The sequence below is a fragment of the Pedobacter aquatilis genome (assembly GCF_030409415.1).
GTDB lineage: Bacteria > Bacteroidota > Bacteroidia > Sphingobacteriales > Sphingobacteriaceae > Pedobacter > Pedobacter aquatilis.
In genome coordinates, this window is record NZ_JAUFPW010000011.1 from 14351 (window position 1) to 37990 (window position 23640).

The window sequence follows — 23640 nt, forward strand, 5'->3', positions numbered from 1 at the left end:
TGTAGATTCGTATATTATTAGGGGATTTTATTTAACAAATCGGTATTAAATGATCAAGATTTTAGGTTTTTCAAAAAGATAAAACCAATAATGCCTGATAAAATTGATGCCGTTAAGATGGCAAACTTTGCTTCAGCAATGTGACCGGCATCATCAAAAGATTGTAACGCAATAAAAATCGACATCGTAAAACCAATGCCTGCAAGCATCGCCAACCCAAAAATATGTTTCCAGTTTGCACCTGTTGGTAAGGATGCCCACTTTAATTTTACAGCCAAAAAGCTGAAACACGTTACACCAATGGTTTTCCCGAAAAATAAGCCAATAACAATACCTAATCCTAGCGGGAATTTTAAAGTGCTGAACATATCACTCTGCAAAGTTATATTGGTGTTAGCAATTGCGAAAATTGGCATTATTAAATAGTTTACAGGAACAGTTAATGCATGTTCTAATTTTTCTAATGGCGATTCCTCGTCTGTATCGTTGGTTGGGATTGTAAAGGCTAGTAATACACCAGCAATTGTTGCATGAATGCCCGAATGGTGAATAAAATACCATAAAAATACTCCTGGAATTAAATACAGCAATAGGTTTTTAACACCAAAGTAGTTCATCAGCGAAAGGATTAACACCACAATTGCTACCATTCCCAAATATTCGAAATGTATTTGATTGGTGTAGAAAATAGCAATTACGATGATTGCACCTAAATCATCTACGATTGCTAAGGCGGCTAAAAATATCTTAAGGCTAGCTGGAACATTCTTTCCAAGCATGGCTATAATTGCCAGGGCAAAAGCAATGTCTGTAGCCATCGGAATTCCCCAACCTTTTGAAGTTTCAGTTCCTGTATTAAAAAGAATGTAAATCAATGCAGGCACAAGCATACCACCAAGTGCGGCAATTACTGGTAAGGTTGCATTTTTCACTGTCGATAATTCTCCCTCTACTAATTCCCTTTTGATTTCCAGTCCAACTAATAGAAAGAAAATGGCCATTAAAGCATCATTTATCCAGGTTAATATACTGTAATTCGCAATTTCAAATCCGATTTTGGTTGCCAGAAATTTTTCGAAACCAGCACTGGCAGATGAATTTGCAAGTAGGAGCGAAACACACACACAAACCAGCAGAATAATACCGCCAAATTGTGATGACTTAAAAAACTGCTTAAATATGTTTAGGTTGATACTTTTAGCCATTGCGGTAAAAATAGTGAAAGCAATTCTAAAATTTCGAACCTAGGTGTGTAAAAACGGATAAATTTTTTACGGCATAATATTCAAAAAAAAGCCAGAGGCTAAACTCTGGCTTTTTTGTTAATGCTCTTGCTTGTTGTTTGGTTTTACAAGTGCAATCAAGATGCCAAGGCTGGTAATCATGGTTAGTACGCCGGCGAATAGGTTAAATTTCTCTGCCATTTCTCTTTCTAGTTTAGTTTCTGAAAAATATAACTATTCTGTTACAAAGTCAATATTAGCATAAAATAATATGTACTCCTAAAAGTTTTAAGTGTAGTTGGCTCGAGTTGCGAAGTTAGGCTAGCATAGTTTAGAATTATTAGCATAATTATCTATACTTGAACTCTATTTAAGCTATACAGTTGATAGGTAGTTGCATTAATTATTGCTAACTATATCTGTTCGAAACTTTTTTAATGCTCTTATGTTAAAAAAGTAATAACAGAGTCTTATAAAATTTTGACTGAGCACCTATATAACCATTATTAGGTTTTTTGGGTAAATCAATATAGTTGGTATGAAAAAAATTGGTTTAGTTTGGTTTAAAAATGATTTAAGACTTCATGATAATGAGGCACTTGTTACCGCAGTTAAAGAGTGCACCGAATTATTGTGCTGTTTTTGCCTGGAAGAAACGCATTATCAAAAACATGAATTGGGCTTCCGCAAAGCGGATGTAAACCGCTTCATATTTTTAGAACAAACAATCAATAATCTGAAAAAGAATCTTAAATTAATCGGTGGCCAGCTCATCATTGGTTCTAAATCTGCACTTATTACTTTGCCTGAGCTCATTAATAAATATGGCATAACCGATATCTATGCAGAACAAGAATATGCCCGCTATGAATTAGATTTGATTGATAAGTTGAAAGATGCCTTGCCTAATGTAAATTTTAATTTTTTCTGGGTAAAAACGCTGTACCATATAGATGATATTCCTTTCTCTATTGCTAAAATTCCTTTAACCAGTAAAGCTTATCGCATTCCAACGGCCAAGGCGTCTGAACCCAGAAAAACGCTTGACGTTCCAAAGAAAATTAACGCTATTAAAAAGATAAAAGCGACTAAATTTCCTTCATACAAAGAATTTGGTTTTAAATTAAAGGAATACAAAAATGCAGCGCCTTTTGTAAAGGGGGGAGAAGATGCTGCATTGGAAAGATTGGAATATTACACTTTTAAGTCTGAGCAATTAACTAAATACCGCTGGAGTAGAAACCAATCTGATGGTATGGATTATAGTTCCAAATGCTCTCCTTATTTGGCTTTGGGTAGTATATCGCCCAGAGAAATTTATGAGAAGGTAAAGACCTACGAATCGAAAGTTAAAAAGAACCAAAGTACCTGGTGGCTGATTTTTGAACTGGTTTGGCGTGATTACTTCACTTTCAAAGCGATGCGTTTCGAAGATGCTATTTTCAAAACGAAGGGTTATAAAAATAAAACCTACCAGTGGGAGAATGATCCCACCAAATTCGAAAAATGGTGCAATGGAAAAACCGGTATTCCTTTTATTGATGCCCACATGCGCCAACTCAATCAAACCGGTTTCATGAGCAACAGGGGCAGGGTAAATTGCGCCAGCTATCTGGTTCACGACCTTAAGATAGACTGGACCTGGGGTGCCGCTTATTTCGAATCGAAACTTATCGATTATGATGTAAGCTCCAACTGGATGAACTGGCACATGCAAGCTTTTGAAATTTGGTACACCAACCCTGTAAATCAATCTAATAAATACAAAGCACAGGATTTTATAAGGCATTGGATTCCCGAACTCGCCAAAGCTAATAACATGGAAGTATTAATTCCCTGGGAAAATAAATTTAAAGGATACCCTAAGCCCATAGAAATTTATTCTAAGTGGGACAGGGCGATTAATTTGATTAAGAAGATAAAAGTTTAGCAAGATTTGGCATTGCTCTTCTGATACTAGTTTTATTAGTACATTACGATACGCGTGCGGCAGCAGAGGGTTTGAAGTTCTCTCCAGTAAATATATCCTCAATTCCATTTTCTTTCTATATCATGATCTACACTTTTACTTCCAGCTTTTACCATTGATGTATTAGTAATAAGTTTAAACTACTTTTAGTGATTGGATTTGGAGGGAAAAATTAATATTTTAGTTAAAATTAAACTCTTATGTCAAATAATAACCCTACCACCACCCAAGCTGAAAAAGGCACTGATTTAAAAAACCCCTTTAAGGCATCCATTTTAATTTTTTTATTTTTTGTGTTTATCAGCTTCGCTCTTGCAATAATGGTTAATGCCAAACATACTGGTGATACCAATCTGCTATTAGTTGGGCTGATTTTTCTAGCTATATCTGTTAATTGTATTGCAGGAACGATAAATATTTTTAGGAAAGCTTCAACCCCTCGATAACGCAGGCCTGTGGTTTTAGCAATATATTGTTAGAAGTTTAGCGATGGATCAGTCCCGCAGTGCCCGATCGCTGTCTTGAGCCTTTTTCAAATCGAACCAGGCCAACGCTTCCGTTCGAATCCCAGCGGGATCACAAAAAGCCTCCAACTTTCGTTGAAGGCTTTTTGTGATCCCGCTGGGATTCGAACATAGTTCGAAAGCATGCGTTTAATCAATATTTATTGGTCTTTAGGTTCGATACTCACCCAGTGACTCACCGCTTTTTTTGTGTCTTTTTATTGCAAATACTATACTGTAAATCTAACTTTTTATTTTTTAATATTGAAGCGATATTTTAAAATTAATCTAAAGAAGATTTCTGCGATTTTTAGGATTTAGTAGCTAAAACTAATTTCTCCTATGTCCCACGACATATGCTTAATATTTATTCAGAAACTGAATATTTGTTAGTTGATAATATTCAAAACGGTTCGAGCCCCATTATCCACCCCCAAGTTTTGAAAAGCAGTCTGAAAAGACTGCTTTTATTATGTAATAAGCTTTTTGTCAATTAGTTACAAAGTAAAACCTTCCTAAAAAAGTGGTTCGATGTTTTAAGGTGAAAAATGCATAAATTGGGTTTTTAACTGAATAAAGCTGTTCTTGAAGGTTCGAGCCCCGCTATTGATCTAATTTTTAGTGTGATTTTTTGTGACTGAAGATAACTTTCTTTAAACTACGTCTAGCTCTACCTTTCTTACTCAGTCCAACTTTAAGTCTTTTTACAATATTCTTAGACAAGAAATACATGAAGTCTAATATTTCTATAGCATCCTCTTCGGTGATATCTTCTCCTTGTTTCTTGAAGTAGGCAATTGCGTATTTGGGGGCTATTGATCTTTTATCCATGAGAATACAATCAGGTGTATTAACTGAAACGAGTAATATATCGAAACCATATTAAAAGTCTAATCAATAAGTTTAAGGGTATTGCATAAGTTGATTCAGAGACAACATTTGATTTATGCAATGATTTTGCAAAGGTTGGTGTTAATGTGGGTATTTCGGCAAAAGTGTACGAGCGTTTCGCATTTATGCTGACACCTTATTTCGCTCCAAACTGACGGGCTGTTTCGGACCAAGCTGTACGCACTGATCGTTGGGGCAGGATTTCTTCGCTCAGTAAGTCCTTTTAATTTTTTAAGTTCAGGCCAAATAAAGGGCTCTCCTGCTAAAATGCTGCCGGATATGGTAATTGATCTGTCGGGTGGGATTTGAGAGGTTCAGTGCACTTTTTGAAGGATATTTAGATTTATTTCCAGGATTAATCCTTAAGGATTGCTGGGGCAAACTTTTGGATATTTGTCTGGGCAGGATGATTGGATGGATTTACGAAAAGAAGGAAATTTGGAGCTGGCGATCACTTTTGTTCAGAGGGAAAGGGACAATTTAGTTAACCGCCCGGCAGTCAAATTCGCGTACAGTTTGGCCCGAAATGGATCGTACAGTTTTATTGAAATACGCATCGCGAGGGCACATGCTGTTATAACAGCCTCTAAATGAAAATCGATAGAATCTTCAGTATCCGCATTTTTGACGGTAAAAAAGACCTACGGGATCGCATACTTATTTTCAGTAAGTCCGCAATCGCCAAAGCCGACCTGCTGACCCGTATAGATTACGATGCCCAGGCCTTAAGCAAAAAACTTGACCAGGGGACGGTCATCCTGCTCATGCTCGAAGAACAAGTCTGCGCCATGGCACGCTATCAGGTCCATCCCACAAGAAACCGCCCCGAAAACATCCATAGAAAAGATATGGCCTGGATCAGCGATTTCGCCGTGCTGCCCACTTACTGGCAGATTGGCCTCGCCAGGATGCTGCTCGAGGTGATCCGCAATTATTCCCGTTACCTAGGCAAAAACACCCTGCGCATCCTTGCCCCAACCAGACCAAACGAGCTTAAAGCGTTTCTGCTTCACAGCGGCTTCACTATAGGATCCAGCCAGCCAGGCTTTCCCTTGTCCTTTTTAGGACTTGCACTCCGAGTCAAAAAACAGCCTCCTACCTTAACATCAAACAAAAGGCCTTAGATGAAAATTGCTAAGCCCTGGAGATCAGCTGCTGGGTATAGTTGCACTGGGGATAATTCCTGCAGCCCAGAAATGCGCCCCTTGCCGAATTCCTCGCCACAAGCAGCCCATTGCACTTCGGCACAACGCCTGCTCGCCCGCCTTTTCCCCAAGCGCATAATCAGAGATGATCTCCTGCAGAAAAACACTTGGATTCTGCGGATTGTACATCAGGTAAACCTGGTGTTTAGCCCTGGTCAGCGCCACATAAAACAGCCGTCTTTCCTCCGCATGCTCAAAGCTGTCCCCCTCATGGAGCAGGTTTGACAGGATCGGGTCATCCGCCATGGCCGAAGGAAATCCGAATACCCCACCGTCCAGGTCCAGCAAAACCGAGACATCACAGGTCAGTCCCTTGCTGGAATGGGCCGTAAAATAACTGATACTGAGCATTTTGAAAGCCTTTTGCAGTTCCCGAAGATCATCGGGCTCCGTGCGGCGGTAACGACCGATCAGAAATACCGTAGCCCGGCCATGATTGCGCGAAATTTCGCCCAGTATCCGCTTCAGTGCATCAAACTTCTGCAGGCTTTGTATTGCGCTATTGCCAAAAACACTTACCGGCACAAGCTCGAAAGCCGTCCAGGCAGCCTGAAAAGGAGAGGAGAGCGTTTTTTTGAGCTGCACCGGGTTCTTCTGGATAAAGCCGCTGGACAGATTCAAAATCTCCTGATTGAACCGGTAAGTGCGCAGCACCCCATTGAGCGCGGTAGCGCCAAAATGTTTGGAAAACTCGGTCATAATGCCAATATCGCTTCCCGTAAAACGGAAGATCGACTGCCAGTCATCGCCCACCGCATACAGCCTGGCCTGCGGATTGGCCGACTTCAGCGACTTGAGCAAACCATAACGTCCAAGCGACATATCCTGGAACTCATCCACCAGGATGTACTTATACTTTTTCCTAAAATCCCCCGAGCGGATATAGCCCGAGGATAAATTGACCATATCATTGTAATCCATGCTCACAGTTCTTTCCAGCTCCGCCTGATAAACCCTCAGCAAAGGCTCAAATACATCCAGAAAAACCGAAAACCGCTGGTCGTTCCTGCCCGAACGCAATTCAGCCAAAGAGGAATGGTTGGATTTCATCAGGTTCAAAAAGGTATAGATCAGCCCCATAAAATCCTCAAAATCCTCGGCCTCTTTCAACGTATCGAGCAGTTCACCCGCAGGCCGTTTTTCCAGCCTTACCCCATGGGCCAGCAGGTGGTTTTTCAGTACCCGCAACAGCTGGCCTTCCCTGGCCTGAAAGGAATAGGTCTTGATCAGCGTCGTCTGGTATTTTTCATGGATGTCTGCTTTCCAGGCCATTCCGTGATGGTACTGTTCCCTGGCCGAGGTAAAAGGTGGCCTATACTTAAAATACGAAGGCACATCGCCCTTTTCATCAATCCCATAGTGCTCATGGTAGATCCCATAACCCGGCAGAAAGAAATCTGGCGAATAAGCACCAAACTCCGGGTTGCGGTCCTCGCGCTCCATGGGATAGAGGCTTTCATATTCATACTCCACCTGGTGCAGGTACAGAAAGTTGGCAATCTGCACTTCCTCCATACTCCGGTATTCCCTGCCGTCCAGCCCCTTGTTCCTAAAGGAACGCTCCTGGGTAAACAGGGCATCCGCACTCTCAAAATCAAAATCGTCCCGCTCGGGCCTGGCAAAAAAGGCTAGAAAATTGATCGCCTTCAAAGCAAAGTCACCATCGGACAAAAACAGCTCATCGAACTTGCGCTGAAGGAAAGCCTTGGTGAGGTAATCCTTTCCGTCAAAGGCCAGCTTTTTTGGGTTTTCGCTGCAGTACCGCGTCACCATATTGCCAAAGCCGTTAAAGGTCTTAAAGGTAATCCGGCTAGTAAGCTCGCCGTCCCGCAGAAACCTCGAAGTCCGCTCCGCCATTTCCTCCACCGCATTATTGGTAAAGGAAATGACCAGCAGCTCCTCGGGCTCGACCAGCGACTTTTGCAGCAAATAGGCAATCTTCGCACTGATCGTTGTCGTCTTGCCCGTACCCGCGCCCGCAATCACCAGGTTGTTGTCCTCCTCGCACACCACCGCCCGCATCTGCTCCTCGGACCGGGGATGAGCGTCCAGTCCGGCAAAAAAGTCCCGGTACCGGCCGATCTCCATCGGAATAAAACGTTCATTATAATCCGAACGGATCTGCTCCAGGTTGGCAAAGCTCCACAGAAAATGCCCCACTAATGCCTGCTCCTCTGCTTCCAGACCGCAGTTCTTATAGTCTTTTGGAACCGAATCCAACAACACAGCGTAGCATTGGAGCAAGCCCTGCGCTTTCATCGCCGAAAAATAAAACAGCATGTCCTGGGTATCGCCCAATGCCCTGATCGCCAAACGGATCTCTGGAATCAAACTGCGGAGGTTTTCCCACCGGCTTTTCTCCGCCCGGCACATCAGGTAATACTGCCACAGGCCCAGCGAACATAAAAATAGCAGCAGCTGCAGCCAGCCTGGCAGTCCCTCGGGCGTGGTTTTCTGGGTTTTTCTCGGCTTTGGTCTAGGTTTCATTTTGGAGCGCAAATGAGATTTTGGCAAATATAATCATTCTGCAAGTCCAGGCCTTTAAAATTCCCAACTTCTCAATAGCACACCCTAAAACAGACCAAGCCCAAACTTTTGAACATCTGTTCAAAATCGAAAAGATTATCCTTAATTTTAGCCTGCTCAACGCTCCCAAAATCAACCCTGAGCAATAATCTAAATGACCATGGCGCTATCCAATGCACACGAAGGTTATGAATACCAGGATCTGTTGACCTGTTATTTTATCCTTCAGGAAATACTCGAGGAAAACAGAAGTTCCTTCCTCATCGACCGAAAGGAATTCTCCGGCGACAAAATCGATGACCTGACCATCATCAGCGACAAAGGACGGCAAAAAAAGCAGCTCAAATACAGCAACGCCGATACCGACCACCGCCTATGCAAAAACGATCTCTCCAGTGAAGCCGCCTACCAGCTCTCCCTGGACACGCTCTATTTGGCCTGGCTGGACCATCCCGAAAAAAACCAGAGCAGTTTCCGGATCTGCCTGGCCTGGCTGCCGCCCACGGATTCATTATTGGATATCCTTATCGAAAGATCCAATCAGGGTAGCTTTAGCAAGTTTCAGACCACCGTCTATCAGATCGATCCAGAAAAGCTCTGGCCGGAAAATGCTGCCCCGATCCCTTCCTGGCAGCGCTTTAATAAAGCCGCCCAAAAGATCGACCGCGATAGCTTTAAAGTATTCTGTGCGGCCCTATTAATCGAAGTCGGCATGCCCAAGCTCAGCCTGAACCTCCAAAACCCGGGCGACCTGGAAGGCCTGGTCCTCCAGCAGACCAAGAACCTGGGCATCGGCGTCTATCCCAATGAACACTACCGCGAGGAAACCTTTATCCTCGCCCTTTTGGCCATCGTCAAGCGGTCCCGGAGCAAGAACATGGAAATCACCACCCAAGGAATTTTCCATGAACTGCGCATCGCGACCGATTTTGGTTCCATCGAGCAGCATTTTCCCATCCTGGAACAGGAAAACATCCAGCGATCGGACAGTATGCAGGACTTTATCGATCAGCACCGCCACCAGCGCAAGCTCCTGCTCCTGGGCGAGCCGGGCGGAGGCAAATCCTGGTTCATCGAAAACCTGACCTCGATGCTGCGCAAAAAAGGCATTCACGTGCTCCGCCACCTGTGCTATACCAAACTCGACGATACCTTCCAGAAAGATCGCATCAAACTCAACGTTTTTTACGGCAACCTGATCGCGGAACTTCTGCAGGCCTATCCCGCGCTCAAAGCGCTCAAAGAAAAAAGATACGCCTCCAGCCTAAATGAGCTCAACCACCTGCTTGGGCAAATCAGCCAGCAGACCTATATCTTCATCGACGGGCTGGACCACATCGAGCGCATCGCCAGTTTCAGAAACTTCAGCGACATCAGCCGGCAGGACAGGGCCATTATCGAAACCATCTCCAGCCTCCGTGACAATCCCCTGGTGAGCATTATCGTAAGCTCCCAGCAGATCAGCGAGCTCGGGCTCATTAGCGGATTCGAGAAAGTCAGCCTGCCGGCCTGGACGGAAAGGGAAGTGCGAGCGATGCTCAAAAAACGCGAAGTCACAAACAGCCCCTTAACAAAAAAACTATTGCTATCCGGCTTTTTGCTTGAAAAAAGCGCGGCCAATCCACTATACCTGAAATACCTGATCGATGAGGTAGCCAAAATGCAGGGTCCAGACCTGGCCCAGCTGCAGGCCCTTCCCGAATATGCCTTCAACCTCAGCGGCTACTATACCTATCTGCTCAGCCAGCTCAATACCCGGGAAGAAGTACCCCAGGTACTCTCCGGCGTTGGATTTTCCCTCACGCGCACCGAGCTGGAAGAAATCACTGGTGCCGGACTTGACGTGGTAACCTCGCTCGAAATCCTTTCGCCAGTCCTTGCGGTCAACATCTCTCAGAGCGGTTACCGCATTTACCATGAAAGCTTCCGGCGGTTCATCCTCGAATACCTCAGCGCCCGTCAGATCTCGGTCGAGAAAAAAATCTTCCGGCCCATTCGCGAATGGTTTTCGAGTAAAGATTTTTTTTCCTATCCAAAGGCCTACCGCTACCAGCTGCAGTTCCTCTTTGAAGGCGAAAACCACGAGGAAATCATCCAGCAGCTCAGCCATACTTTTGTCACTGACAGCAAGATCAACGGTTACAGCTGGGAACTGATCGAAAAAAACTACGGCTATTTCGTCAAGGCCGCCTGCATCCTCCAGCACTTTCCCAGCATCATCCTGCTCAACGAGATCGACAAGGTACTGGCCAGCTGCAAGGAAGAATTCGAAGAACTCTTTCCTCAATACATCCGGACGCTGGGCAAGGTTTTCGGCTTTAAAACCGTGAGCGAATACCTTTTGTTCGAAGGACAGCCCGCCATGCCGGCAGCCCAGGGTATTGAAGCCTGCTATGTCTGTGATGAGCACCAGACTTCAGCGCCATGGCCGGCTTACATGTCCTTTTTTCCGCCAGGATCGCAGATCAAAGGAGAAACATTCAAATACTGCCTGCGGGGCCTTCTTGTTCTTCAGGATGAAAAGCGTCTGGAAAAACTGGCCAAACACCTTACAAAGCATACCCAAAGCAGCCAGGCGGAAACCTTCCGCAAAGAACTGCAGGGCTTTGCCAATAAAGAGTACATCGATAAGCTGCGCCTTCATTATCCCATTATCAACAAAATTTTGGACTATAAGGCAAAACCAGCCAGCGCCGGCTCAGTTAAGGAAGTGCTTGAGCTGGCGCACAAAATACTCGATATTGATGATGTACACGAAAGCGAGAAGGAACTCATTTTTCGCCTCATCCGCGGCTGCGCTGCCCACCACGATGATGATGCCTTGCACCAAAGCGTCAAAAAGCTGTTACAGAGCCACAACTGGTTTTACAACTGGCTGATTTACACCATCAGCATCAACCGTTTGAACAGCCAATCACCCTATAGTGCGATCAAAGAAGCCTTTGACCACCTGGCCTTCAGTACCGATCCATTTCAAGGACAGCCCCGCGCCTGCGATTTATATTCGATCCAGGGCTTCATCTTCCAATCCCTCCATCAGGGTTTGAAACTGATCAAAACCGCCCAGCAATGGCAGCAAACCATTGACACCCTGGTCAAGGTAAGCGATGAGACCACGACTAACCTGCAGCGCAGCACCAATGGTCCGCTCACCACCAACAAGCTTTTCGGCATACTCTCTACTTACAGCTGCAAAGAAAATGCGGATTACATCAATACGATCTTTAAGCTCCAGTTAGCAGAAAAAGAGCAGTACCGGCTGCACAGCGACATTGCAGAATATAACCTCTACCTGGCCTCCCTTTCTGCCGATTCAGGGGCGGTGGAAGCTGCCAGAGCGTATTTCAGCAAAGCCCTTCAGTTTGCCCTTGGCTATACCATGCGAAAAGACCAGACCCTGCGCGATCTGATCGTGGCGATCGGGGACTATGGCAGGCTTTCTCCAAAAAAACTTACCGAGGACCTCGTCCTGAGCAGGATGCTCGTGGACTCGGCGGTAGACCATACCGACGGACGAGAGACAGACTATTTTCCCAACCTGTGGTTTGAGGGGCTGCTCAAAATTGACCGGGACCTTTCTATGGCCTACCTGCTCCATCAGCTTAAAAGTTCCAGGTTCGATTGGCGCGCCGAAAAATCGCTCGCCCATCTCCTGATCCAGCTCCAGGGCAGCCTTGATCCACGTATTGAAAGCTACCTGGCCCTAACGCTTCCAGTCAATACCGACAGCGCATTTATCGCCTGCTGCCTTGATCTTTACCATCAGACCAGCAACACCCATTCCTATATTTCCGAGAAACTGGCCGGTATGATCGTACCCGCGATGCAGCCCAAACAAAACCGGAACAGGGGAGAGGCCTTGATCGAAACCTATAACAGTAGTCTGGGCCAGCAGTTCGGACAGGTGCCATTGAATAAAAAGACAGCACCCAGCTTCCGTTCAGAAAAAAAATGGTACCATAAATGTATCCAGCGCAAAGAATTCAGCTTGATGGGCGCTGAGGAACGTGTTGCATATTTTGATGAAAATGCCTTCACCACGCAGGACCTGCCTGCGCTGTCGTTTCTGCTGGATTCCCTGAATGCATTGTCCGAATCCACCTGTGAGCTGATTTCAACTGTAATCTCCCGCAACAACAATCGTTATGAAGATAAACTCGAACTGGACTGGGTTTTCCAGAACGGGGGAGATATAGAATGTTTTTACTGGGTCTGCCGTTTTTTGAACGACCGTGGAGGCTGGTATGAGAAATTTATCAACCAGGAGGCTTTCCATAAGGCCCATGCCCTTAACCCCGAACTTGCCTTTGCCAAGCTGTTCGAACAGTTGCCCGATTACCTGGAGATCGGCAACAATACCGAATTTTCGGCCAACCTGATCAAGCTCCTCATCAGCCTGGATTACGACCGCGCCACCATCGAGCAGATGTGGGCAAACCTGAAAACCATGAGCGCTTACCGACTGCCTGTCCAGCAGCCCATAGACTGGGCGGAGGAAACCGGCAATCCCCTAAAAATGGACGGCACCGAAATGCTCCTTTCCATGCTGATCTGCAGGTTCCGCGCTGCCACTGTACATCGCTATCGGCTCACCTGTGCCGCCCTTGAATCCATCCTGGATGAATTTCCGGATAAACTCATCAAGCCCTTTCAGTGGTTTTTCACGCAACGGAACTCCTTCGAAAAATCGGCCGAGCTTATTGTCCTGCAACTGCTGTACCGCCAGGAGCAAAAAAATCCCGGCTTCAAAAACCATTTCAGGGCACTGCTCTGCAAAGATTTTCCGAGCCGGTATTTTCTGTCCGACTGGATCATTTCTTTCTTTTACGGTTTAAAGCTGAGCAGCCTGGTTATGCCTGCAGGCATCAGTTACAATGATCTGCACGCCGTTCAGATACAAAGCTTGAGGCGAAGAAACAGACGCTATTCGATATTTGAAATGCAGTGGATTGATATCCACCAGGCCTTCAGTAAACATGTCAATACTTACCGCCAGCAATACAGCGAGCACCTTGAAATTTACACCAACCGGGTGTACAAGAGATTTGTCCCACATATCCAAAGTGCAGAACACCTACTAGAGATCTTTAACCAGGATTATTACCAGGACTTTAAAGAATGGTCAGAGACCGAAAGTGAAGAAAGCCTCACACTGGACTGCTTTCTGGCCATCGATTCAGTGGCCACCTACGGACATGCTATGACCACTCGTCCGGCAGATCTTCCCCTGCCGTGTCAGCGTTCAGAAATTGAATCCTCAACAGAATTTGAGCCCCACCAAGGATGGATCCGCCTGGCCCACACCGAAGAAGAACTCCAGCAGGGATCCATCTTTGAACTCACTACCCACAGAAGTTTTGGCGGGACCATGTTTTGTGCGCCCAAAGCCGACCAAAATCCGTATTCATCCTACCAGCCATTTCCCTTTCAGCTCTGGGGAGAAAAACGTCCCAGATTCGATATCGAAAAACAGATCATCTTTGCAATCCTCCAGGATGACCCGATCGAGTATTACCGGCTGCTCTGGGTCAATCCAGATCTGCTCGCAGGGATGGGCATCCGTACCAAAAGAGTTCCCCAGGGACTCATTGGGATCAATGAGTCTGACCAGTTGGTACTGAAAATGCGCACTTGGTGCTGCGATTATCTGGGAGATGACTTTCGTACCCGCCTGTCGGATGAAATTCCGAGCTTGCAGGGAACCGACCTGATCATCAGGCCAGATTATTTCGAGCGGCTCAAATCCCATTTTACTGACCCACCGGTCTATTACAGCGACACCCTGCATGAAAAAAAGAAAAAATGGCAGCAGCAGCGCTGAGCAACCCGAAAAAAAACAATAACGAAAAAAACTTAACATGTCAGAAGATTTACCACCGGAAAACCCAGACCCCAATAATCTATCCCACACTTCGCAAATAACACCGGAGGAATATGCCCAGCGAAGAAATACCGCCTACAGTCATGCCATTGAACTCATCAAATTCGAAGGGGAAATGCTTTGGACAATTCTCTCGGTATTTTTGGTGGTCAATACCATTTTACTGGGATTTATTGGTCAGTATATCGCAACAAACCAAACGAGCGTCACTGAAAATGGCAGCTGGCCCTGCCTGATCGGTGCGTTGATGGGCCTTGTACTCTGCATTCCTTTCTATGGTACTTTTGTGCGCAACAGCAAATATTACAAGTTCAGAATGGAGCAGGCAAAAGCCTATGAAGATCCCCTGTTTCCCTTATTGCGCAAACAGGCGAAGAAATTCTCCGAAGGCAAAAAAGCCAAAGCCAATGGCAAAGAGATGAAGCTGAACTGGATCGCCAGAGAAATGGCCAACAAAGTAGCGGCCAGCTGGATGATTGTACTCTTTGTCTTGGCCTACCTTAGTATTTTAATTTACGCTTTGCCGAAATGCCATCCGACAAAAGACTTTAAACCCGTCAACAAATCGATGCAACAAAAGACCCTTAGTACCCAAAACCATACAACAATAATTACCCCAAAATCATTCAAATGAGCAAATTCCTACTGAACCTGCCGATTCTCCAGAGCGGCGATATCATCCTGATCAGATCTGAGGAAAGAGAAAGCCTTTTTATCCAGGAACAAAGCGGCTGCCGCTACTCACATGCCATGTTGTACGTCGGCGAATCCAGCTATATCGAGTCCGACGGGCTCGGCGTTCATGCTTTCAATGCAGCCCGCAAATTATTCGACGGTCCCACAGATGCCATCGCACTAAGATTCAAAGATGCTGAATCCACCCCGCAAGTGGACGCAGCAGTGGAATACGTCAGATTAAAAATCGGAACAGAATATTCTACCGCCGAAGCCCGACGGGCCGCCAGAAATCCAGCCGAAAACGCCGCGGAGGAAAACCGCCAGTTCTGTTCCCGCCTGGTGGGTCAGGCCTATGCCTATGCTGGCATTCCGATTACAGAAAACCCAAACTACGCAACGCCAAAACAGCTGCTTGAATCTCAGGTACTATTACACATTACCGACATCCTCCAGGAAGCTACTGCAGAACAGATCGCTTATGCAAGTGAGCAAAATACTGTTCTTGACCAACAGACAGAAGCAACCAATACCATTTTGGAATCCGCCAGAAACATGACCGGAAAAGACCTCCAGACGCTCGAACAGCTCAGTGACTTTATGCAGGAAAGTCTCCAGTACGACGGCCAGATCACAGCAGTAGTCAAGGGCTCAGGCTACCTTGACCTGTGGAAAACGGACGAGGCAAAAAATCCCATGTATTATGATTTTGAAAAGCTCAAAGAAGATTGTCCCGAGGATAAACTTGAACAAGCAGGCCGCCAGCTTTGCTATATAGCCTCAGGTAATCTGGCCCGTTATTACCAGATGCAGGAAGCCTATAACTGGCAGGTGCTGCTCCAGCCCACAGCCTATAACCTGCTGTTCAAAGATCTTTACGATAATCTGGTGCGCCAGGGAGAACGCATGTTTGAGACCGGTGCTGCAGCAATTAAACACAGCACCAAGAACAGCTAAAACGGATTTTTATCGGGCCTTAGATACGTTAAGATCTCTTTTGGTATGAAATAATGGCTATACAGGTAAAAACAATCCGATTGTACTATATTTGAAAAATCTGCTCCTAAAAAGCAGTAATGAAACCATGACCAACGCCTCCAAAAAAATCTCGCCCCAGGCCCTCAACCAACTCAAGGATACCCTTTCGTTATCTACTGGAAAAAAGACCAGTTTGGGTACCAAATTTTGTGAAGGGTGATTGTGCGCCAGGATCATGCCGGCACAAAACGTTTTCAGCGCCACAGCGAATACCAGTTTGGGATCCACCAGCGTCCCATTGGAACTGCCCGAAGATATCTGCTGGATGCCTAGCACGCGGCCAGCATTGTTCAGCAGTAAAACATAAAACTGCTCGGTCATTTCGATCACATCGTGATTCCAGTGCGCATTAAAAATGCGGTAAGCATCGTTGGAAGCGGTTACTTTCGGCCGCTCCGACACGTTAAAGCCCGGCTGGTAACTCACTTTGATTTCTGAAACGCTGAACAGCGAATTTTCAAGGATTGTTTTCATGATACTGAATATTGGGTTAAACCATCTGTTCTTATTTCTCCTGTTGTGGTTGATCACATCAAAATCAATGGAAAAAAAAGAAAGCACCGGAAGCATGGCTCGCCAAGCGTAGCGGTATAAGTCCAGGAGGGTGGCGAAGCCATTATGCCCGCGCAGCGCAGGCAAGCGCCATATAGCTTCGCTTTCCTTTTTTATCCCATTGATATGATTCCCTCTATGCGTTACTTAATTCTTAAGAAGATGCTCATAAGCCGTTACAGTCAGATATTTTTGACCATTTGGCAGAATATATTTTCGGTAGTGGTTACAATTCCCACAGGATATTGCCGGCCAAAACCCATTCATAAGAATTATTAATTTATATTTGGGATATGGGAAATATCTATGTTGACGACAGTGTGCACGATCAGGGCGATTTTATCATCTGCGCCTGTGTATATGCGTCAATGGATATCGAAGCTGAAATTTTAAGGCTTATCCAGGTCTTAAACCTTGATGCTGAAACTTTTGAGTTTAAAAGCTCTGCCAATTACAGCAAAGAACCTGAGCGTGCCGAGTTTCGGTCCCGCCTCAAGGAACTTATGCAGGACCACGGGCATTATGGACTGGTTATTCTGCCTAGGGCCAATAGGGTTGAGGCCGGACTGGAATGCCTCAGGGCAATCCAACAGTTTATTGAATTCAGTCCAATCATCCGGCAGCCGGTTTCCATCTATTTGGACCAGGGCCTGTTTTCTTCAAAAGATCAGGCCGAAAAACATTTTAAGGCGCTTGGGCTGTCCGGCGCTACCCTTCATGCCGAGCAGGATTCCAAAACCGTCCGCGGCATCCAGCTTGCCGATCTGGTTGCCCATATGGCTTCCATTCAACTCAAGTCCGCTATGGGGCTGATCAAAAAAATGGTCAAGGCCGGCGAAAATTCGGGCTATGAACCGGACATGAAACTGGAACTGGAATTTGAGATGTGGGCTACCCTGCGTTATTGCCTGATGAACGAAGGCAATCCCAAACCGCAGACAGGCGACCAGTTCCGTGACGCCAACATGCAGGTGGGCAGGGCAGGACTCTTCATTGCAGAAAGCTGCGGTGAGGAACTCCGTGAATATGCTGAAGGCACCTTTGGACAGGTTTATTTGGGATGTATCCATTAAGCGATGAGCAGGAACCCAATTGACTCCATTCGCAGAACAGCCATATGGAATACCTATAACAACAAATGTTTTTATTGCCATCGTGAACTGGAGTATTTTGATATTCAGATCGACCACATTATCCCTGAGCGTTTCGCCAGGGACAGAGCCGGACTGAACAACATTATTGCCGAATATGGCCTGCCCATCGACTTTGACCTGAATTCCCCCGCTAATCTGGTACCGAGCCACAGCCGCTGCAACAACCGAAAAAGCGGCCAGCTTTTTGAAAAGGGGGCAACCCTTTACTACCTGCAGACCCATTCACAAAAACTAAAAGCGATAGAGCAGGAAGAAGAAAAACTAAGAACCAGAAAAGACAAGGGCCAGCTCCTGTCCAGGATCAAAGTCGCACTGGAAAACCACGTCATCGACCTTAAAGAGCTCGAAAGGATCACCCTGGAGGCAAAACAGCATAATTTTGCCAGTCAGGTAATCAAACTCGAACATGGATTCGAATTCATCGATGCGGTTTACGATGCCTTTTACCTGGGCGCTGACCTCTCCATGCTGTATCACAAAAAGCTCCTCATCAGTTCCGACGAAGCTGCCCTGGAAGTCATCAATGACCATGGGGAACGGCGTACGGTCAGCACGCTCAATGAATGGGAAGACGCCAAGGCCATGGACTTTTACCCGCAGACGACCTACGATATCAAAATGTCCGCCCATTTCACTTACCTGGAGAATTTTCTGCATGCCCTAAAGACTGCAAAAATGCCCAGATATTCCTTTATCAGCGAGCCCTGGGTATCCCTATCGGATCTGGAAATGCTTTCTCCAAACATCATTCAGGATTTTGAAGGACAGCTCAAGGTCTATATTGATGCCGGCAAATCGGTCGCCGACCTGATCGGTATGGGAATCGTCCAGAAAAAACAGAGCGAATATTATGAACTGGTACTCGAATTCAACGGGATGGAAACTGCACTGAGCGAACAGTTCCGTGCCGATTTTAATGGCGATGGCTTTGAGTCCATTTTCGTCAAGGGCTGGGTAAGGGCCATCGGGGGAACACTGGGTTTTGGTTTCAATGATACCCTGACCCGCCGGTCGGCCGATGAGCTCATCGGCATTTCCCAGCAATCGATAGACCACAATGCCCTGTTCAATTTGACGCTTTGGTCTGACCGGATCGGGGATGAAACGGTCTTCTATTTTCAGAACAATGGCGAGCAGCCCATTATGGATGCAGTTTTTTATATGGACAAACTCGGAAAAACCCAAGAAGAGGCCATGCGCTCCCGACATACCATGGAGATTGTTTTTGGAACGATCCCGCCAAAGACAACTTTTGATCATCGTATGGAAAGCACTGATGAAGACGAAATTTTTGGCTTTCCTTTATACAGCGGGGAATTTACGGCCAAAGACGGCACCCACTATGCCATCGATCAGAAAAACAGCATCAGCCCAATCCCTTTCCGGAGCTCCTTTGATTAATCTAAACACACTCCGTTTTCCAATATATGAAGATATCCAGCTCAAAAATCCTTTTAAAATACCTCTTTCGTTTACCTGAAGACTACCTGGTCCCGTTTGGGCCATTAAAACAGCCGGGCGCACTGATGGCTACAGTAGATGTCGAGCCCATTTGGCAGGAACTCAGCTTTACCCAAAAACTTAAAGCGGTTGTCTCCTTTCAGTGGAAACCCGACGAAGCGCTGATGCATGATAAGGCAATTCAGATATTGCAGCGCGACGTTTTTGGTTTGGAAAGCGATTTTGGAGATGTCATTCACGACATCAATCTTTTGCATCACCACAGAGAATGGCCGCTGAATGAACTTAACGAATCTGACGATGAAAAAGTCAATGCTCTGATGAGTGTTAAAATCCTCACCGCCCTTAAACATTATCATGCCGGAACCAATGATGCGCTGCACCTCAATCTGGTTTCCTACAATCCGCTCATCTGTACACTGGTGATCCCGATGATGGCGAAGATCCCGGTAGTTTCCCTGCGCTTCGGCCTAGAAATCCAGGAAAATTATACATTCAATGCGATCCGTTCCGTCAAACATCCCCAGGCGGATGATCTCATCGCTTTTTTGTATGAGACCTTGACCATACAGCAAAAACTCTCCATGGCATTTCACCGTGTGCTTCATTTGATGAGCCAGATCCAGAAGGAAAAGGGAGATTCTTCGCTCACCGGCAAAGAACTTGAAGCCTTGACCGAATGTGACTCAATCATCAATTACCTCAAGGCATCCGTTGAAAAGACAGTGCTGATCTTGGCGCTTACCTTCGGGATCACCGATCTGGATTCAAAACAGAAACATTCGCAGAAATTAAGGGCGCTGGACCAAAAGATTCCGCCACTGACCAAGAGCCAGCATTACTTTAGGTTTTTATGGAAATTCATCCAGTCCGATGAACTCGATAAACTCAACAGCCTGAGAAACGGCCTCAACCACAAGAAAGGGGTATCCAATCTACAGCCGCACAGTTATCTCAACAAGAGCATGTCGAGTTCGCCCATCGCCGCGCATTTTAATCTATTGCTCGATCAGCACCGTAAAAACACAGCGATCTTACTCTGCACCCTTGCCTTATTGGTGGATGATCTCATGTTCAGAAAACCACCAGTAGGATCGGAAATCGAATTTTGTTCAGACCTGATGGACATTCACGCTGCCTATATCTCCTCCGATAAAGGCCAATCCGATTTAGAGCGATTTATGGGCACCCAGACCGATCCGCCTGAAACTGAAAAACCAGATTAAAGTCTATAGATTCCGGACACCAAAGGCCATTTAAACCATCAGTATTAAAAAAGGCTCAACTGTACCTGGCCAAAGCTGGTCTCCTCAATCGACTTCAGGGTTGCCAGGATCACCTTCTGATGGTAATTGGTCGTATCCTTATTGCCCACCTTATCCTCCATCTCGCCTTTCAGGACCACCAGCGCTGCATCCAGAACTTGCTGCCTGCCGGAAAAAACAGGGCCGTACACCGATAGTCCGCATGCAGACCCAGCCGTTCCATAACTGATCGACATGCCATAAGTCCAGATTCCGTTCGGGCCATGGCCCAGGGAAATGCTGCTATAATTGCCGTAGCGACTTTTGTCCGCCAGCCCAAAGCGCAGTTCCTCCACATCCAGAAAAGCTGGCCTGAGCAGCCAACCATAAACATCAAAATCAATTTTTTCAAACCCAAAGCCCAGCCCCATGCGGTAGGCATGAACATTCAGCAGAACCGCACGCAGACGGTCACCAAAACCCGCAAACCACCTCAGCTTGCTGACGTCATTTTGCACAATGGCACACTGGATCTCCTCAAAAGTCTTTCTTTCATGTGCACAGAAGTTGTATTCTTTTTCAAATATGCCCAGTTCCTGCTGCGCAAAAACAATCGGTAAGTTGTCCATAACAAGTGATTTTTGAATGCAGGCTTATTAAGCGGCCGGCGCAGAGTGCCGTTTATATACCCTTGAACGCCTTTGCGGCCAAGCCGCTACCTTGCATAAAAAATCAAATGTTGGACAGCTGCCATCAGCTCATTCTGGCCAATGGATTTCAATCTGTCCTGATACGATTTGTTAAAAAAAATCCGGCAGCTCCTGCTGAAAATTCCATTACCTTTAACCAAAAGACGCTCAATTATGGAACACATCAAAGACACTGCCCAGGTCATTTCCGACCTCAGGCAGCTCATCAATCAAAAAGGTTATATCTACACCCTGTGCCTGATCCTTTTTGAAGACTTTCACCACGACCTCAACAAAATCCACCAGGTCGATCCCCGCGATAAGCTCAGCGTCAAAGAGTCTGCGCTGCTCATTGGCCTGCTCAGTCAGCAACCCTTCGCCCTAGACTATCCGGACAGCCCGGAAGCGACCCTGGAGATGAAAACGCAGACTTACGAGCTGATGAAGGAACTTCAATTTTCCTTCAACGCCAAACAGTTTGCCAAGTTGAAGGAGATGATGGAAAAACAGCAGAACGGGGAAACCCTGGGTAGCGAGGCGGAGGACAAGTTGGAGTTTTTTGTCAAAGATGCCGGTATGGTCGAGCCCATGTTTTATGCCGGCGACGGCGTTTACGATTTCCAGTACCTGGAATTTTTGGAACGCAAATACAAATACGACCAGCCCTGGCTGGAAAAAGAAAAAGGCTTTGTGTTAAACCAGGCCATCAGCATCACCAAAGCCATCAAGGCACATTTTCATAAAAATACCAAGCGGGTAAATCTGATGGACTTGAAGACCGTATTTCCAAAGTTTGAGCAAAAGGTTAAAAAAAAGCTCAAAAAATACAGCCCCTCCGTAAAGCAGATCATGCTCGATCAGCAGTTTGTGGCAGCCAGTTTCTATCAATACCGAGACCTTTTTCCAGATCCCCAAAACCAGGAACCAGGCGCGATAACCGGGTGGCATACTTTTTATGACAACCTGCTGGACATGTTCATGATCACCGAAAGTGACCTCAGTGGGCAACAGGGCGGGCCTAGTTTTTTTGAAAACTTTTCCTTCGCTCCGGGCGGCAACACCGCCTACAACGGCCCCGGATATTTCAACCTGCTCCATTCCCGTCCCATCATCCGCTTTGACGCCGAGCGCTATTTTGTGCCCATCGGTTACCTGATCCCCGAGGCGGTCTATGAAAGCCCCTTTTACTGGATGACCGAAGACAAGGCCTATGCCAACGCTTTGGCCAAACACCGTGGCGATGTGGGAGAGGAGATTGCCTTCGAGTTTTTGCAAAAGGTCTTTGGAAAAGAAAACACCTTTCGCTCGGTGATCATCAAGGCCAAAAACGGCACACTGATTACCGACATTGATGTACTGTGTCTGCTGGGCAATAAAGCGATTTGCGTACAGGTAAAATCCAAAAAACTCACCCTAATGGCCAAAAGGGGAGATTTTGAACAGCTGAGCAAAGATTTTCAGGGCGCCGTGCAGGATGCCTACGAACAGGGCCTGGTTTCCAGATCGAGCCTGCTCCAGGACGGGCTGACTTTCCTCGATGAATCGGGTAAAGAAATTCCTGGCCTGGGCACCGGCAGAATAACCGAAGCCTACATCATGGGGGTAACCACAGAAAACTATCCCGCATTGGTACACCAGGTGGGCATGCTGCTCCAAAAACAGGAAGGCGATCCTGCGCCACTTGTCCTTTCCGTTTTCGACCTAGAGCTCCTGAGCCATTATCTTCCCGATCCATACGATTTTCTGTATTATGTGCGCCAGCGCATCCGCCTGACCGATTACTTTAAAGCTGATGAGGAACTGGTCTACCTGGGCTACCACCTGCACCAGAAACTATGGCCCATCGAAGGCTACGATGGTGGTATGCTAGAAGGGAGCTATGGTGCGAACATCGACCGGAACTATTACCCCTACAAGACTGGCCAGCTGCACCTGCTCCCGGAAAAAGATGATCCGATCGCAAACCGGTGGAAAGATCCCAGATTTGATGAGCTCATCAAAAACATCAAGGCCAGCAATCACCCACAGCTGACCGATATCGTTTTCCATCTTCTGGACTGGTCGGGCAAGGCCAGGGAAAATATCGTTACCACTATGGGCAGGTTAAAAAACGATTCCAGGCGCGATCGGTTGCTGAAATCCATTGCCACCGCCAACGCCCCTGATTTCGGGATCAGTTACGTCGTGCTCAATGGACTGGATTTTGATGAGCTCAACCACCGCGTCTGCAAATATGCAGCGCTGAGAAAATATGCCTCCAAGTGCGATGCCTGGCTGGGCATAGGCGCCTTTGCAGGCAGCAATAAGCTCATTGATTTTCTGATCTACCTCGATGAGCCCTGGAAGCATGACCCAATCCTGGAGCAGGAGACCCAAGAACTGCTCAGTAGAAGCCGGGCTGCCGGAAACCGTCCAGTAGACATGCGCGAGCGCAGCAAAAAAATCGGACGCAATGAACCCTGTTTCTGCCAGAGCGGCAAAAAATATAAAAGATGCTGCGGACAATAACCCGATGACCCCTTTGCACAGAATTGATAATCTTATTGTCAAAGGGGTCAAATACAAGAAATAACTGTTTTTTCAGTAGCCTCCTATCATCAAGCCTGAAATAAAAACAAAACCAAAAAAA

The 23640-nt window shown here is 46.3% G+C and carries 15 protein-coding genes and 1 pseudogene; 10 read left to right on the forward strand and 6 right to left on the reverse strand.

Annotation, left to right across the window (positions count from 1 at the left end; all coding sequences use genetic code 11):
• Nucleotides 1–53 precede the first annotated feature (53 nt).
• Nucleotides 54–1205: a Na+/H+ antiporter NhaA gene (gene nhaA / locus QWY86_RS03155; RefSeq protein WP_290238670.1), complete on the reverse strand. Its 1152-nt coding sequence runs from the start codon at nucleotides 1203–1205 to the stop codon at nucleotides 54–56.
• Between the two features lie 556 nt (nucleotides 1206–1761).
• On the opposite strand from nhaA, the gene QWY86_RS03160 reads away from it, so the two are divergent.
• Together QWY86_RS03160 and QWY86_RS03165 are read left to right on the forward strand one after the other, a co-directional pair.
• Nucleotides 1762–3153 (forward strand): DASH family cryptochrome, encoded by a 1392-nt coding sequence (locus tag QWY86_RS03160; protein ID WP_290238672.1) that lies wholly within the window; start codon nucleotides 1762–1764, stop codon nucleotides 3151–3153.
• A 239-nt stretch (nucleotides 3154–3392) separates the two neighbouring features.
• Nucleotides 3393–3638, forward strand: a complete 246-nt coding sequence (locus tag QWY86_RS03165) for a hypothetical protein (protein ID WP_290238674.1) — start codon at nucleotides 3393–3395, stop codon at nucleotides 3636–3638.
• 675 nt (nucleotides 3639–4313) lie between these two features.
• Here QWY86_RS03165 and QWY86_RS03170 read toward each other — a convergent pair.
• Entirely contained in the window at nucleotides 4314–4526 is a 213-nt protein-coding gene (locus tag QWY86_RS03170; protein WP_290238676.1) for a hypothetical protein, read from the reverse strand.
• A gap of 650 nt (nucleotides 4527–5176) precedes the next feature.
• Here QWY86_RS03170 and QWY86_RS03175 point away from each other — a divergent pair.
• Nucleotides 5177–5710: a GNAT family N-acetyltransferase gene (locus QWY86_RS03175; RefSeq protein ID WP_290238678.1), complete on the forward strand. Its 534-nt coding sequence runs from the start codon at nucleotides 5177–5179 to the stop codon at nucleotides 5708–5710.
• A 10-nt stretch (nucleotides 5711–5720) separates the two neighbouring features.
• On the opposite strand, the gene QWY86_RS20055 is transcribed toward QWY86_RS03175, so the two are convergent.
• Complete coding sequence (locus QWY86_RS20055) at nucleotides 5721–5834, reverse strand: topoisomerase DNA-binding C4 zinc finger domain-containing protein (RefSeq protein ID WP_353958890.1); 114 nt, start codon at nucleotides 5832–5834, stop codon at nucleotides 5721–5723.
• Nucleotides 5835–5923: 89 nt separating this feature from the next.
• Nucleotides 5924–8278 (reverse strand): annotated as a pseudogene (locus QWY86_RS03180) (UvrD-helicase domain-containing protein); the annotation flags it as partial.
• A gap of 199 nt (nucleotides 8279–8477) precedes the next feature.
• Between QWY86_RS03180 and QWY86_RS03185 the strand changes: the two are divergent.
• Genes QWY86_RS03185 through QWY86_RS03195 form a run of 3 tightly spaced genes read left to right on the forward strand, consistent with a single transcriptional unit; the run spans nucleotide 8478 to nucleotide 15830 of the window.
• Nucleotides 8478–14138 (forward strand): P-loop domain-containing protein, encoded by a 5661-nt coding sequence (locus tag QWY86_RS03185; protein ID WP_290238681.1) that lies wholly within the window; start codon nucleotides 8478–8480, stop codon nucleotides 14136–14138.
• Nucleotides 14139–14175: 37 nt separating this feature from the next.
• Nucleotides 14176–14832: a RipA family octameric membrane protein gene (locus tag QWY86_RS03190; protein WP_290238684.1), complete on the forward strand. Its 657-nt coding sequence runs from the start codon at nucleotides 14176–14178 to the stop codon at nucleotides 14830–14832.
• Nucleotides 14829–15830 (forward strand): YiiX/YebB-like N1pC/P60 family cysteine hydrolase, encoded by a 1002-nt coding sequence (locus QWY86_RS03195; RefSeq protein WP_290238685.1) that lies wholly within the window; start codon nucleotides 14829–14831, stop codon nucleotides 15828–15830. The genes QWY86_RS03190 and QWY86_RS03195 overlap by 4 nt, the downstream gene beginning before the upstream one ends.
• A 57-nt stretch (nucleotides 15831–15887) precedes the next feature.
• On the opposite strand, the gene QWY86_RS03200 is transcribed toward QWY86_RS03195, so the two are convergent.
• Nucleotides 15888–16385, reverse strand: coding sequence for a JAB domain-containing protein (locus tag QWY86_RS03200; RefSeq protein WP_290238687.1), 498 nt, complete (start codon nucleotides 16383–16385; stop codon nucleotides 15888–15890).
• A gap of 371 nt (nucleotides 16386–16756) precedes the next feature.
• Between QWY86_RS03200 and QWY86_RS03205 the strand changes: the two genes are divergently transcribed.
• Genes QWY86_RS03205 through QWY86_RS03215 form a run of 3 tightly spaced genes read left to right on the forward strand, consistent with a single transcriptional unit; the run spans nucleotide 16757 to nucleotide 20304 of the window.
• Complete coding sequence (locus tag QWY86_RS03205) at nucleotides 16757–17536, forward strand: DUF3800 domain-containing protein (RefSeq protein ID WP_290238689.1); 780 nt, start codon at nucleotides 16757–16759, stop codon at nucleotides 17534–17536.
• A gap of 3 nt (nucleotides 17537–17539) precedes the next feature.
• A complete protein-coding gene (locus QWY86_RS03210; RefSeq protein ID WP_290238691.1) occupies nucleotides 17540–19018 on the forward strand; it encodes an HNH endonuclease in 1479 nt (492 codons plus the stop codon).
• A gap of 26 nt (nucleotides 19019–19044) precedes the next feature.
• Nucleotides 19045–20304, forward strand: a complete 1260-nt coding sequence (locus QWY86_RS03215; protein ID WP_290238694.1) for a hypothetical protein — start codon at nucleotides 19045–19047, stop codon at nucleotides 20302–20304.
• Between the two features lie 44 nt (nucleotides 20305–20348).
• Here the strand turns inward: QWY86_RS03215 and QWY86_RS03220 are convergent, their stop codons facing one another.
• Nucleotides 20349–20951, reverse strand: coding sequence for a hypothetical protein (locus QWY86_RS03220; RefSeq protein ID WP_290238696.1), 603 nt, complete (start codon nucleotides 20949–20951; stop codon nucleotides 20349–20351).
• A 234-nt stretch (nucleotides 20952–21185) separates the two neighbouring features.
• Here QWY86_RS03220 and QWY86_RS03225 point away from each other — a divergent pair, with 234 nt between their 5' ends.
• On the forward strand, nucleotides 21186–23519 hold the full coding sequence (locus tag QWY86_RS03225) for a YecA family protein (RefSeq protein ID WP_290238699.1): 2334 nt from the start codon (nucleotides 21186–21188) through the stop codon (nucleotides 23517–23519).
• Nucleotides 23520–23640: the final 121 nt, after the last annotated feature.